This window comes from Pseudomonas neustonica (genome assembly GCF_003797945.1).
GTDB lineage: Bacteria > Pseudomonadota > Gammaproteobacteria > Pseudomonadales > Pseudomonadaceae > Halopseudomonas > Halopseudomonas neustonica.
Window position 1 is genome coordinate 57681 of sequence record NZ_RKKU01000011.1, and the last position, 14038, is coordinate 71718.

Here is a 14038-nt window from a genome sequence, read left to right on the forward strand (position 1 = left end):
GAGGAGGGCGAGGTTTCATGTGTTGGTTTCCGGCGCGGGTGCCTTGGCCGCCTTGCTGCTGCGGGTGGCCGCCGCGATGTAGACCGCTGCCAGAATGGTGAAGATGTAGGCCTGTACCATGCCGGTCAGCAGGCCCAGCAGCGTCATCACGATGGGGAACACAAAGGGCGTGATGGACAACAAAATGGCGATGATCATGGCGCCGCTCATCATGTTGCCGAACAGACGCACGGCCAGGGCCATGGTGCGCGAGACTTCGCTGATCAGGTTGAATGGCAGCATGATGGGTGTCGGCTGCATATAGGACTTCAGGTAGCTCAACAGTCCCTGGCTGGAGATGCCGAACAAGGGCACGGCGACCAGCACACAAAGCGCCAGTGCGGCGGTGGTCGACAGTGAGGCGGTGGGTGGCTCATAGCCCGGGATGACGGTCGCCAGGGCGGCAGCGGCGACAAACAGAAACAGGGTGCCGAGAAAGCCCAGGTACTGACGCGGGTTTTTCAGACCGACATCCTTGATCTGCCCCATGATGGCGGTCACCACTATCTCCAGCAGGTTCTGCCAGCCTGAGCGTTCGTGCCCGGTGGCCAGGCGGCGGGTAATCAACGCGGCGCCCAGCACCAGCACGGCCATTAGTATCCAGGTGAATACGATGGTGGCATTCAGCATAACGACGCCGTACTGCCAAAAGATCCAGGCATCGGGGGTCAGGCGCATGGTGGTTTTCCTGACGCCTGTACTTTTCCTGGTGCAGCTTTGTCAGGTTGATCGCGGGTTATTCGCAGGATAAGCGCGCGAGCGGTGATAAAACCCAGCAGGCACAAACCGAGCAGCGCGGGCTGGTCCGCACCAATAAGGTAGAAGCCAGCGAGAACGATGCCAGTGCGCAGGATCAGGCTGCTGACAAACCAGCGTGACGGCGTTGGCGAGGCGGCACCCAGCTGCACGGTCCACCAGAGGCCGCCAAAGAAGATGGCGCCCAGCGCCCAGCCGGTCAGCAGCGCCGCGGCGCCACCCAGCATCCAGCTTATGTCGTCAGGCATCGTCGTTCTCCTGTTCTTCGTGCATCGAACGGTCTTCCTGAGCAATCCAGTGCCAGGCGTTGATACAGCCGAGGGTGAGTCCGGCCATCAGCAGCGCCAGTGTCCAGGAGCGGCCGTCGGGATAGTGTTGGTCCAGCCAGAGGCCGAGTGCTGCGCCCATCAGGGTGGGTACCACCACGGACCAGCCGATCAGCCCCATCATGCCCAGCCCGAACCAGACTCCGGGAGTGCCGTTGCGCCGGGCCTTGAGTTTGCGCGCCGCCTTGGCGCCAACCTGCTGCGCCAGGGTCAGATCGGCAGGGGCTGAGCTCGGCTCGGTTGGCTTGGTTTTGCGCGTCATGCGCCGGGGTCTCGCAAAGAAGCAAAGCGCCGTATAAAGCCGGTTTCCAGTTTGCTCATGGCCGCGCGCATGGCTTCTTGCTGCGCGTCCTGGGTCAGAAATTGCTGCTCGATAGCAGCGTGCAGTTGAGCGAGGTCTGTACCGCGCAGCGCCTGCCGTACGGAAATCACCACGTCGCGACCGGTCTTGACCAGTACGCCGGCATCCAGCGCCACGAATACTTCGTTCTGCGCTTGGTCAGTGAAGCTCAGGATGCCCGGAACCAGCGCCGCGACGCAGTCCAGGCGCTTTGGCAGTAGGCCAAATGAGCCCTGTACCGTCTCGACCACGAGGCGCGAGATGTCGTTTTCATCGACGAATACCTCAAAGGGCAGCAGTACCTTAAGCGTCATCAGCGGCATGCGCGGGCTCCTCGGCGGGTTGCTCCTGGTCTACCGCGCTGGATTTGGCCTTGGCTTGTGCTTCACTTATCGCGCCGATCATGTAGAGCGCGCTTTCGGGCATATCCTTGAACTCGTCAGCGAGGATGCGTTCGCAACCATCCAGCGCATCGTCCAGGCTGACCAGCTTGCCGCTCAGGTTGGTGAACTGTTCGGTGGTGAAAAACGGCTGAGTCAGAAAACGTTCCAGCCGCCGCGCCCTTGCCACCACCTTGCGGTCGTCGGGCGACAACTGCTCCAGCCCGAGCATGGCGATGATGTCTTTAAGTTCGGCGTACTGCGCCAACGTGCGGCGGATGGCTTGTGCTATTGCATAGTGATGCTCGCCGACGATACCCGGTGTGATCATTTTTGAGCTGGACTGCAGCGGGTCGATGGCCGGAAACAAACCTTCGCTGGCGCGTTTGCGCGACAGTACGATGGACGCCGACAGGTGCGAGAACGTATGTACGGCGGCGGGGTCGGTAAAGTCGTCGGCAGGCACATAGACCGCCTGCAGTGAAGTAATGGCGCCGTTGTCGGTATTGGCAATACGCTCTTCCAGCGATGCCAGTTCGGTGCCCATGGTGGGCTGGTAACCGAGGCGTGACGGCATCTGCCCCATCAGTCCCGAGACTTCCGAGCCAGCCTGAATAAAGCGGAAGATATTGTCGATCAGCAGCAGCACGTCGCGGTGTTCATCGTCACGGAAGTATTCAGCCATGGTCAGCGCCGCATGCCCCACGCGAAAGCGTGCGCCGGGTGGCTCGTTCATCTGCGCGAAGATCATTACCATATTGGGCAACACCCCAGCGGCGTCCATCTCGCGATACAACTCTTCGCCTTCGCGCGAGCGCTCGCCGATGCCGCAGAAAATACTGACGCCCTGTTGATGGCCAACCATGTTGTGGATCATTTCGGTTAGCAGCACCGTTTTGCCCACGCCCGCGCCGCCAAATAAACCGGCCTTACCGCCGCGCTCCAGCGGGGTAAGCACGTCAATGGCTTTGATGCCGGTCTCGAATATTTCGGCGTGGGTCGAGCGGCGCACCAGCGCTGGCGGCTGGTTGTGAACCGATCGCCATTGCACGCTATCCAGCGGCGGGCCACGGTCTACGGTGTTGCCAAAGACATCGAACATGCGTGACAGAATGGCTTTGCCGACCGGCGCCTGCAAGGGACCGCCACTGTCTTTTACCGGCATGCCGCGGGCCAGGCCCTGCGTGGGTGTGAGGGCAATACCGCGCACGTGACGCTGATCGCGCTGGGCCAATACTTCGATGGCAACATGGTCACCGTCGCCAGCGTGCAGCAGGTTATGTACTGCTGGCAGCGCGCTGTCAAAACGCATGTCGATGACGCTACCGTGGACTGTGACAATAGTGCCGACATTGGGTGCATCGGTTTTGTCTGCAGCTTGGCGCTCTGTCATCTTTGGCCCCTGGTCAGTGGTCTTGTCTGGGCCGCAGACATTTGTTGCTAGGACGGCTGTCGGACCATGACCAGACCATCGTGCCCCCAATGAGCACCTGTTCACCGTGCGCTAGCGAACACAGAGTGTTAGCTGCTCCTGTTGCAATTGGTCGACGCTAAGTGCTGTGGCGTACCGACACGGCTGACCTCGTCTGTCACTCTCGATGAGTGATGCGTTTTTTCGCAGTCAGTTAATCCATAGAGGTAACTATGACCCAATCACTCGCCGAGATAATTCAGGGCAAGTGGCAGCAGCTCGCTGGTCTTGCTCACATCGTCTGGGATGATCTAACGCTGGATGAGCTGGTGAAATCCAAAGGTGACGCAAAAAAACTCACGTTGCTGGTTCAACAGCGTTATGAGATGACGCATAACGAGGCCGAGAGACAGGTCATCAGTTTTTTTGAGCGCAATAGAACGACCTGAGCGGGGCAGGATTTATCGCGGTTTTCTACCTTGGGTAGCAACAACCAACCGCTGCCGTCATTACTTGATCAAAGGTTGCTCGCATAGGTAGCCGGATAGGTTCAGTATAGAACTCGTGCTATGTACGCTACCGAACAGAGTGTGAGAGTGTCAGGCGTATACTTGGTATTTAGGTTGATCTCCCCGGATGGAGTCCGCAATGCCTGATTTACCGCGCCCGCAGCACAATCGCTTGCTGGCTGCCTTGCCCCTTGAATCACAAAAACGTCTGTTCAATCATCTTGAGCTGGTGTCGTTACCCCTCGGCAAGGTGATGTACGAATCCGGCGAAACCATGCGCTATGTTTACTTCCCTACCGATTCAATCATTTCACTGCTCTATGTGATGGAAAGCGGTGCCTCCGCAGAAATCTCCGTGGTCGGCAATGAAGGCCTGGTAGGTATTGCCTTGTTTATGGGCGGAGAGAGCACACCGAGCCGAGCCATTGTGCAAAGCGGCGGCCAGGCCTATCGGTTGCCGGGGCAGCGGTTAAAAGACGAGTTTAATCGCCACGGCGAGATGCTGGTGCTGATGCTGCGCTATACCCAGTCGTTGATTACGCAAATGGCGCAAACCGCAGTGTGTAATCGTCATCATTCCATTGATCAACAGCTTTGCCGCTGGCTTCTGCTGTCACTGGATCGGCTGCCGAATAATAAGGTGACCATGACCCAGGAGTTGATTGCCAATATGCTCGGCGTGCGCCGTGAAGGCGTTACCGAGGCGGCAGGCAAGCTACAAAAACTCGGCGTCATTGAGTACCGGCGGGGCCACATCACCGTGCTGGATCGTCCCAGGCTTGAGCAGCTGAGTTGTGAGTGTTATGCCGTGGTTAAAAAGGAGAGCGACCGGCTGTTGTCCTACCATACGCATCTCGACGTGGCCGCGCTCTTGGTTCCCAGTATTTAGCTGCTCGGCAACGAGCAGGCGCTGAGTGCTATAGCGAACAGAGTTTACGGCGTATCGCGTGCACACTATCAAACGGGATCGCCAGGCACCTTTCTCACGCCGCTACAGGCTATTTTCGTGCTGCTGAGAAGGCCTTATGTCAGTTGCATGCCCAAGACCCGTCACCAACCAGTTGCTCGACTGTCTGCCGCATAACGAGCAGAACCGAGTGCTGGAACAATGCGAGATGGTTGAGCTTGAATTCGGCAGCATTCTCTGTGAACGAGACATGCTATTTCGTTACCTGTACTTTCCGACTACCTGTTTTGTTTCGCTGGTTACTACCCTGGGTGGCAAGCATCCGCTGGAACTGGGCTTGATTGGCAGCGAAGGGATGCTGGGTGCGACTATGGCGCTGGGGGTCAACATGGCGCCTAGCCGTGCGGTCGTGCAGGGCTCCGGTACGGCACTGCGCATCAGTTCTGACCAGCTGCGACGCGCGTTACGCGATAGCCCGCTATTTCAGCGCGCACTCAAACACTACCTTTATGTGTTGCTCGCCCAGTTAACGCAGAATGCTGCCTGTGTTCACTTTCACGAGATTGAGCCACGTCTGGCGCGCTGGTTGTTAATGACCCAGGATCGCGCGCACAAGGATACCTTTCACCTTACCCATCAATTTCTTGCGGATATGCTTGGCGTGCGCAGAAGTGGCGTAACCATTGCCGCAGGCGCCTTACAGCTGCGCGGGCTGATTGCCTACCGCCGTGGCGACATTACTATTCTGGACCGCTCGGGCCTGGAGCTGGCCTCGTGCGAATGCTACAGGGTGATGCTCAATGACCATGCGCGTCTGCTGCCAATGCGTACCAGTTCAGCTACCCAAAATAACGCAGCGCATGACGGAGAAATCGATGGTATTTGAGATGCTGCTCTTAGGCAGCTAAAGGCAAAAAAGCGCCGCTTTATGCTGCTTTGCGTTGTGCTCTCAGCTTACTAAAATCGGGTGAGAAGCGTTTTCTGGAATAGCGCCAGAAGCGCTTGAGTGTTTTTGTGTTCCACTCTTTGAGCGGTAACAGAGCAAACAACTCCCTGGCATAGGCTCGGTCTTCAGCAACGGCTTTTTTTAATTCGGCGTGAATCAAGCCTCGTTTGGCTGCTATGTAGCCCGGCTCCGCCTGAAACTGGTTGATTGCCAGTAAATGAGATTTGAAGTTGCCCTTGTTGTTGGACGATATGTTTGTATCGTGTCTTCTATATAGGGTGACGATATCTTCGATAATATCCAGGCGATAACCGGCATGTGCCACCTTGAGTTCCAGATGCGTGTCCTGTATCGGGTTATCCAGATCATAGCCGCCAGCGTCCAGTATCGCCTGCCTTCTAAAGAACGCAGTGGGGCCGCCGAGCCATCTGCGGTCAACGAAGAAGTCGTGAAATTGATAGCTCGCAGCCTTTTTGAATAGCGCCCCCGGCTTATGGTTGCCTTGGGCGTCTATATACTCAAAGTTGGCGCCACAGCCGCCTACTTCAGGTCGTGTCTGCAGGTACTCGACCTGGAGGCGTATCCGCCCGGGCAGCATGATGTCGTCAGAGTCAAACGAGGCGAAATACTCGCCATTGGTGGCGGAAAAACCTGTGTTTACGGCCTTGGTAACGCCTTGGTTTTCCTGCGTTATCACTTTAAAACCATACTCGGCTTGAAGCGCTCGAATAATCGCCAGGCTGTTATCTGTCGAACCATCATCTACCACAAGGAATTCGATGTTGTCGTAGTCGTGCTCCATGACAGAGCGGATGGACTCCTCCACGTAGTTAGCGTGATTGAAGCAAGCCATGACGATGGATACAAGTGGAGAGCTCATCGGAATCTGGATACCTGAACAGTTCAAATCATTGTTATGACAGTGCCTTTGATCTTTCTCGGCGGCCTGTCTTTATTGACCTCATGGCTAGAGAGTTGCAGCAGATTCTTGATTGCCGATCCCTAGCATTGTGGCGAAGAATTGTAGCAGACATTCTTTACCTTTGGTGGTGCTCAAGCCCATTTCAAAACTAGGTGTGCTATGGCGCATCTTGTCTTTTAGGCTCATGGTTTTAGCGTCATTTTTTTGCAGTTTCATGACTGCCCAGCTTTGTACGTACGCCAAACCAATGAGCTGAGTTATAAGCGCCGGAAAGGAAATATGGCGTCTCTCAAGGTTACTTGTTAAAGCACTATGGTACCTACACGCTTCTGCGCCACCGCCCTGGTGCGGTGCCCGTCCAGCGGCTAAAGGCGCGAGAAAAACACGCGGCTTCCGCGTAGCCTAATCGCTGCGCGACGGCGGCTACGCTGATATTTGACTCGGTAAGCAGGCGCTCCGCCATTTTCTGTTTGATGCCGTCGTTAACCATGGCGAAGGTCTTGCCGTCGGCAGCCAGCCTGCGGTGCAGCGTGCGATCCGAGAGGCCAATGGCGTCCGCCACCTGCTTGCTTGTCATTAGAGTTGAAGCGCTTTCCAGCAGCACTTCCTGAACGCGGCGAACCGTTACCGAGCTGGTCGGCGATAGGTCGAGCTCGACGATAAGTTGTGTGCACAGGCGCTCACCTTCAAAGCGTGAGCTAAGGTTTGCCTGGGGCAGTGGCGCGACCATGTCCTGCTGGGCGAACAGCACTCCATTGCGCTGTGTTGAATACTGTATGGCGTAGGGCATTGCGTGGAGGTGTTGATCTGCTTGGTTTGGTGCGCTGTGCTTTACCTGTACTTCAAGGGGGTGAACATTGCGTTGCATCAGTTCTGACGCCAAGCTGATGATGCCGGAAAGCCCACGCTCGACTACCAGGCTTTGAGCGTCGGCAGGAAGAACGCGTTCATCAAAGAAAACCCAAAGCCCCAAAGGATGCCGCTCAGTCGTTACCGGGCAGATGGTCAGTGCCAGCGTTTGAAATCGATCCAGTAACGCCAGTGCGCTTTCCAGGTTATCGCTGGCCAGCATGGTAAATCCGAGGAGGCCGAGGCTGGTCAAGTGATAACATCGACCAAGTCTGTACCCAAAGTCGGGCTTGATACCTTGCTGTATCAAGTTACGAATTACTGCCAGCTCTTGCCACGCCTCGATAGTTACACCGGGCTCTAACAGAGCGGTTGCCGAGATGGCACTCCCTGCCAGGCAGGCTTGGATGTCCACGCCATCATCTTGTGCCGTTTCCAGCAGATAGCGTACGCCAGAAGCGTCACGCCTTTCTCTCCAATTCAGCATGTTGGTTCCAGCATATTGGCCATTGCAGCAGTATTCAGGACAGCATAAGGATATCGGTAACCACCACGCCAGTCGCAGCGCGGCGTTACTGCACGCTTTGCTTAGTTATAAGTCGCTCTATCTTTACCACGGTCGCCCTGCACGTTACTGTAATGCGAACGCAGTCACAGTTTGCCGCATGACACCAAGGATGGCTTCTGCCAGTGCAGCGCTCGAGACGTTCCAAATGTCCCGCCTTCAAGCCCTTTGTCCCGACAATCCAGACCTGCATCTGCATTAACGTTACCCAATGGATGATTTACATGACGGCACAGCCCCCAGCCAACCGACCTTTGGCAGTCAATGAAAGGACGCTCATACAGGACTGGATATTGGAGTTGGTGCCAGGAGATGGAGCCGCAGTAGGTAACAAAACGCTGAAGCAGCGCCTTGATCACAGGGCAGAGCTGCATGACATTGTGGTTACCGACGAAGACTATTGGTCACTTCGAGAAGACTTGATTGCGCTAGGTAAACTGCAGAAAGGCAGTGGCCGTGGCGGCTCGGTGTTTCGTTTTGATAAAAACTGGAAAGCCGACAGGCAACAGAGCGAAGTCGACAACCAAAGCAGTTGGGAGGATCTTGAGGAACCTGCCAGCGACAGTCCAGAAAGCTTGGAAAAACTGCGCAGCCGCCTTTTAGACCTCAGTGCAAGAAACAGACTGCTTAATTTTTCGCATGCTCGCTCCAAGCGTTTCGCACGAATTATCGATGAGCTTCCCGATCAGCTTTTTGAGTCTCTGACCAGCGAGCAGACCATGCGCTTCGCGCCGGTTCCCGAACCGACTGAGCGTCAGTTGATTGAGCAAGGCTATCTCAAATACGACGAGCAAACAGGCAGTGTGAGCGAGCTGAAGAAACCGCCGACTGCTGAAACCTGGGCGCAGATCCTGGGTATGGAAACCAGCTACGAGCTGCCAACGGGATCAGAGGATCCCTGCGACAAGCACGCTGACGATGCGATTCAAACGCTTTACTACCCCTCCGAACTTGAGTCACGACTGCAGATACTGCATACACAGTCACGTTTATCGCTGGATGAAACCGGTGCCAACATTCTTTATTTAGCATTCGGTTTTCTCGAATGGGATGAGTCGTTAGTCGGGAAGAACAGCGCGCGCCTGGCTCCTCTCATGCTGTTACCCGTCCGCCTGGAGAAAGGAAAGCTCAACCCTAAAACAGCGACTTTCGACTATGAGGTTGTGTATACCGGCGAGGACATTCTCACGAACCTATCGCTCCGGGAAAAGTTACGCCGCGACTTTGGTATTGCTCTGCCGCGTATTACTGAAGATCTGCTTCCGGAAGAATATTTCGCTCGTGTGCGGGACACCGTTCTCGAATTGAAGCCTGGTTGGAATTTGCACCGTTTTGCTTCCCTGGGTCTATTCGAGTTCGGCAAGCTAATGATGTACCTGGATCTAGAGCCCGGTAAAAATCAGGCCATACTCCAAAGCAGTCTAGTGCAGCGTCTGATTGGCCTCACCGATAGCGAACGACCCGAGTCCACCGCCAGTGGCTTCAGCAGCGAGCACGCTATCGACGAGCTTCAGGATGTGCATCAAAACTATCCTCTGATCGATGATGCTGATAGCTCGCAGCACAGCGCCTTGGTCGATGTAATGCGTGGTGAAGACTTGGTAATCGAGGGGCCCCCAGGCACCGGCAAGTCGCAAACAATCACCAACATGATCTCTGCCGCCATGGCGCAGGGAAAAAAGGTGCTCTTCGTAGCCGAAAAACGGGCAGCGTTGGAGGTTGTTAAAAATAGGCTCACGCGCGCCGGGCTAGGTGATTTTTGCTTGGAGCTACACAGTCACAAGAGTCAGAAGAGCGCGGTAGCCACGAGCATTGGGCAGCGCATAAGTAATCGTGGTAGCCATCGACAACCGCGTCAGCTGAACGACCTGATCAATAATTACGAGCGATTAAAGCAGCAGCTCAATGAGCATGTCAGGCAACTGCATGCTCTGCATGCAAGCACTGGTTTAACTGCGCATCAGATACTGATGCAGGCCACCCGCCTGCGTGAAAGCCTTGCCATCCGTCCTACCGACTTCCACCCGGTTAACGCAGCCAATCTGGATAAAAACCAGATTCATGAGCAAGCGGGTTACTTCGCCCACATTTACACAAAAACAGCTGAAGAAGCAGGCCAGACTGGTCAACTGGAGACCCACCCATGGTTTGGCTGTACCAAAACGCAGATAAGCGGGCTTGAGCAATCCGACATCTTGCTCCAGTTGAAAAACGCAGTAACGGCACTTGATGAGCTGAACGTAGCGCGCACCCAGGCCTCCGGCGAGCTTCAAACAGCCGAGGTTGCAACCTTCTCACCTGATGCCATCCGGCACCTGGCGGATGCGCTCTCGGCGATGCCTATGCCGAAAGGTGATGAAGATTGGGATCTAATCAACCGGCTCGATACGGCCAGCTGTGAAGCACTCCAAGACTGGCTCGTAGGCATGGACCAGTTGATGGAGCAGCAGGTCAGCCTGAGCGAGGCCTTGCACTCCAGCGTTATCGCCTCACCTGATGCCCTCGACACAATTAAGCAGTCTTGCGCGAAAATTCGACAGCACAATGACAACAGCGGCCTGAAACTGGATGACCTTCTTGAGTTGATTTTAGAGGCCAAAGAGCTCATCGAGGAGGCGCCCAGGGCCCAGCGACTGATTCAAATCATCACAAAAACAGCTACCGTCCAGTCACTGCGTACTGATAAGCAGGGCATAGAGCAGATGTGCCTATTGCTTGAGCTGTTGCTAGAGATGCCTGTTGCCCTAGCGGAGTGGCGTCACAAGCGCTTTGAAGATGACACTCTAGACAGTGTGCTTTCCGAGCTAAGCGAGCTTCTAGCGGACATCAAACAGCTCGAAGAGCAATCTTCCAGTGTCTTCACTATCGATCGTCTGCCTAGCCACACACGGCTGGAGGACTTGCAACGAGTGCTGGCAGATGACTCGTTATTCCGCTGGTTCAAGAGCGGATGGAGGGCCGCAAAGGCAGAAGTTCTTACCATGGTGCGGCCAGGTATTAAGTTGAAGGTCGCTCTTCAGGCGTTGCCCGGAGGTATAGCGTTTAAACGTCAGAAGAATCGCCTGATAACTGAATCGGCGTTTCGCGAGAAGCTCGGTGAGCACTTCATCGACGAGGAGACTAAAACCAGCGAGCTTATTGCCCTGCGTGAATGGTACAGCATGCTTCGTGACAAGTGCGGGCGTGGCTTCGGTGGCAATGTTTGGATTGCAGAATATCTGCTCAAAGAAAGCCCCCAGGTACTGGAGGGCTTGCGAGATCACGCCAGCGAGCTCGAAGAGTACCTCTCAGATGTGCTGTCTCATCGCAATGAGTTGGAAAGTACGCTTCCTCTGGATGGGCATCAACTCAAGTCGGAAGACTTGCTCGCTCCAGCGGGCCTTTACCTGCGGCTCATCAACCAGCTTGGCAGCGCGCTTGACGCGCTATTGCCGCTAATTAACGAGCAGGCACCAACCACCGGCCGGGTACTGGCGCTCGCGCAAGCAGTTGAAAGTTGGCAGGAGCGCGCCATAAGCCTGCAGAACAATGCCGAACTCCTTGCGTGCTTTGCAGGACACGATCTGCCCAGCTTCGACAATCTTGCTGAGGAACGTGGTCGATTAATCGCCTGGCGCCATACAGTGTCCTTTATTCGCCCAGTGATGACATTGTCGATACGCCACCTGCTGGTGCCTCAATTGACGGGCTGCACCACCAAGCAGGCTGAGCAGTTGGTTGGTAATTGGAACACCACAGGTCAGCAGCTAGCGGGTGCGTTGCAGGCCTGGGAGCGTGCTTCGGCCAACTTCATCGATAAAGCGGAGATAGAAGCGGCCCACTGGTGGAAGGGTGTGGATCAGGATGATCTTTCCGCCATCAAGCAACGCCTGCAACGGGCAGCAGAAAACGAAGAACTGCTTGAGCATTGGTTGGAATACCGTCGTCTGCGCAAGCGCCTGGCTGACTTGGGTTTTGAGGCCGTGATTTTCGCGGTTGAAAACCAAACTCTTCCTGCAGATAGAACCAAAGAGGCCTGCCTGCTGGGGCTGATGGATCTTTGGGCCAAGCAAGTACTCGAAAGCAATCCTGCGCTGGGTCAGTTTTCCGGTAAGGACCAAGAGGCCATTCGCGCGCGCTTCGCCGAGATTGACAGCCAGCTCACTAAACTTCAACGCGAGCAGCTGGCTGCGAAGATCGATCAGCACAAGGTGCCGGATGGCAATAACTCTGGCCGAGTTAAAGACCGTACCCAGCTTGCGCTGCTCGCGCATGAGGCCGGCAAGAAGACGCGCCACGTACCCATCCGGTCGCTGATGTTGCGTGCCTCCGAGGCTCTGCAGGGGCTGAAACCCTGCTTTATGATGTCGCCCATGGCCGTCGCCCAGTACCTGCCGGCCGGTAAGGTCCATTTCGACATTATCGTCATGGACGAAGCCTCACAGCTGCGCCCGGAAGAAGCCTTGGGCGCTATCTCGCGCGGTAGTCAATTGGTCGTTGTCGGTGACCCCAAACAGCTACCTCCCACCAGCTTCTTCTCACGCCAAGGTGGCGATGACGACGAAGACAGTGACGAGACCTCTCTGGCGCAGGATTCAGAAAGCATCCTCGAAGCGGCTATGCCGCTGTTTAAGCTGCGCCGATTGCGCTGGCACTACCGTTCGCGTCATGAGAGCCTGATCGCCTTTTCCAATAGGGCGTTTTACGACAGCAATCTGGTGGTCTACCCGTCACCAAACCGCGAGTCGAACGAATTCGGGGTGAAGTTTGTGCGGGTGACGCGCGGCCGGTTCGTTGAGCAGCGCAACATTGAAGAAGCCGAGGTGGTTGCCAAGGCCATCGAGCACCATCTGCTCCACCGCCCCGACGAGTCGCTTGGTGTCGTCGCCATGAACGTCAAGCAGGCTGAGCAAATTCAGCGCGCTCTGGACCAACTGGCCAAGCAAAATATGGCGTTGCAGGAGGCCTTCAGCCGCAACGAAGAAAACGATGAGCCGCTATTCATCAAGAACCTGGAAAACGTCCAGGGTGATGAACGTGACGTTATCTACATTTCCACCACGTACGGCCCGATGGAGATTGGCGGCAGCGTGCCGCAGCGCTTTGGCCCGATCAACGGAGCCGCTGGCTGGCGTCGTCTGAACGTGCTGTTTACCCGCTCCAAGAAACGCATGCAGGTATTTGCGTCCTTCACTTCCGGAGACGTGGTGGCGACGGGCACCTCCAGCCGTGGCGTACTGGCTCTGCGAGACTTTCTGCAGTTCGCCGAGTCCGGCCACATGCCACACACCCAGGAAACAGGTAAAGCGCCTGACAGTGACTTTGAAGTGGCAGTTATCGACGCCTTGGAGCGCCATGGCTATCAGTGCGAGCCGCAAGTAGGTGTCGCTGGCTTTTTTATCGACCTTGCCGTGCGCGACCCTGGCCAACCCGGCCGCTACCTTATGGGCATTGAGTGCGACGGCGCGACCTACCACTCAGCCAAGTCGGCCCGCGATCGCGACCGGCTGCGCCAGAGTGTGCTGGAACAGCTTGGCTGGCGTATTCGCCGCATCTGGTCAGTGGACTGGTTCCGCAATGCCAAGCTGCAGCTAGAACCTCTTCTTCAGGAGCTTGCCGCACTGCGTACCGAGCCGACGGCGGAGGCAGAACCGGAACAAGCCGAAGATGAGGTCATTCAACAAGTTGCCGAGGAGCAGACTGAGCATGCTGAACGCATAGCTCAGGATGCTGGCGCCAGCCTGCGCGAGAAGCTGCTTTATCTGGATCAGCAGGTCATTCGACCTGCCTTGCCGGATACGCCGCCCCAGCGTCGCCTGCTTCGTCCCGCCATGCTCGAAGCTCTGTTGGAGTTCCAACCGATCGACCGCAGCGAGCTACAGCAATTGCTGCCGGGTTACCTGCGCGAAGGAACCGATCCGGCTGAGGGGCGCTTTATTGATGACGTGCTCACCCTGATCGGTGATCACGTCTGAATAGGCCCAATGACGGTTTGTGAGGCGCGGCTAGTCCGCGACCGCACCTCAGTTTAGGGCTTGGCTGATGACTGCGCAGGCCTCAGTCGGGCGGTGGGACAACCTGGCTTAGCGAGCCAGAGCGCGTCTTTACG

The 14038-nt window shown here is 56.2% G+C and carries 12 protein-coding genes; 4 read left to right on the top strand and 8 right to left on the bottom strand.

What is annotated here, in order from left to right; translation table 11 throughout:
- Positions 1–15: 15 nt before the first annotated feature.
- Genes EF096_RS10530 through atpD form a run of 5 tightly spaced genes read right to left on the bottom strand, consistent with a single transcriptional unit; the run spans position 16 to position 3234 of the window.
- Positions 16–717, bottom strand: a complete 702-nt coding sequence (locus EF096_RS10530) for a F0F1 ATP synthase subunit A (RefSeq protein WP_123889590.1) — start codon at positions 715–717, stop codon at positions 16–18.
- Complete coding sequence (locus tag EF096_RS10535; protein ID WP_123889591.1) at positions 708–1043, bottom strand: ATP synthase subunit I; 336 nt, start codon at positions 1041–1043, stop codon at positions 708–710. The genes EF096_RS10530 and EF096_RS10535 overlap by 10 nt, the downstream gene beginning before the upstream one ends.
- Entirely contained in the window at positions 1036–1383 is a 348-nt protein-coding gene (locus EF096_RS10540; protein WP_123889592.1) for an AtpZ/AtpI family protein, read from the bottom strand. Before EF096_RS10540 ends, EF096_RS10535 begins: the two co-directional genes overlap by 8 nt.
- On the bottom strand, positions 1380–1784 hold the full coding sequence (locus EF096_RS10545; protein WP_123889593.1) for a F0F1 ATP synthase subunit epsilon: 405 nt from the start codon (positions 1782–1784) through the stop codon (positions 1380–1382). The genes EF096_RS10540 and EF096_RS10545 overlap by 4 nt, the downstream gene beginning before the upstream one ends.
- Entirely contained in the window at positions 1765–3234 is a 1470-nt protein-coding gene (gene atpD, locus EF096_RS10550; protein ID WP_123889594.1) for a F0F1 ATP synthase subunit beta, read from the bottom strand. The genes EF096_RS10545 and atpD overlap by 20 nt, the downstream gene beginning before the upstream one ends.
- A 251-nt stretch (positions 3235–3485) precedes the next feature.
- Between atpD and EF096_RS10555 the strand changes: the two genes are divergently transcribed.
- The 3 genes from EF096_RS10555 to EF096_RS10565 all read left to right on the top strand — a co-directional run bounded on the left by EF096_RS10555 (position 3486) and on the right by EF096_RS10565 (position 5554).
- A complete protein-coding gene (locus EF096_RS10555; RefSeq protein WP_123889595.1) occupies positions 3486–3701 on the top strand; it encodes a CsbD family protein in 216 nt (71 codons plus the stop codon).
- A gap of 199 nt (positions 3702–3900) precedes the next feature.
- Complete coding sequence (locus EF096_RS10560) at positions 3901–4650, top strand: Crp/Fnr family transcriptional regulator (RefSeq protein ID WP_123889596.1); 750 nt, start codon at positions 3901–3903, stop codon at positions 4648–4650.
- A gap of 136 nt (positions 4651–4786) precedes the next feature.
- The gene (locus tag EF096_RS10565; RefSeq protein WP_123889597.1) at positions 4787–5554 is read left to right on the top strand and encodes a Crp/Fnr family transcriptional regulator; all 768 of its coding nucleotides are present in this window, start codon (positions 4787–4789) and stop codon (positions 5552–5554) included.
- A 40-nt stretch (positions 5555–5594) separates the two neighbouring features.
- Here the strand turns inward: EF096_RS10565 and EF096_RS10570 are convergent, their stop codons facing one another.
- From EF096_RS10570 to EF096_RS10575, 3 genes are all read right to left on the bottom strand, one after another.
- A complete protein-coding gene (locus EF096_RS10570) occupies positions 5595–6494 on the bottom strand; it encodes a glycosyltransferase (RefSeq protein ID WP_305955054.1) in 900 nt (299 codons plus the stop codon).
- Between the two features lie 87 nt (positions 6495–6581).
- Complete coding sequence (locus tag EF096_RS20290; RefSeq protein ID WP_158611263.1) at positions 6582–6752, bottom strand: hypothetical protein; 171 nt, start codon at positions 6750–6752, stop codon at positions 6582–6584.
- A gap of 103 nt (positions 6753–6855) precedes the next feature.
- Positions 6856–7872 (bottom strand): AraC family transcriptional regulator, encoded by a 1017-nt coding sequence (locus EF096_RS10575; RefSeq protein WP_235869706.1) that lies wholly within the window; start codon positions 7870–7872, stop codon positions 6856–6858.
- Positions 7873–8174: 302 nt separating this feature from the next.
- Between EF096_RS10575 and hhe the strand changes: the two genes are divergently transcribed.
- Positions 8175–13904 carry a DUF4011 domain-containing anti-phage protein Hhe gene (hhe, locus tag EF096_RS10580; protein WP_123889599.1) on the top strand — a complete coding sequence of 1910 codons (5730 nt, stop codon included), beginning with the start codon at positions 8175–8177 and terminating at the stop codon, positions 13902–13904.
- The last annotated feature ends 134 nt before the right edge of the window (positions 13905–14038 follow it).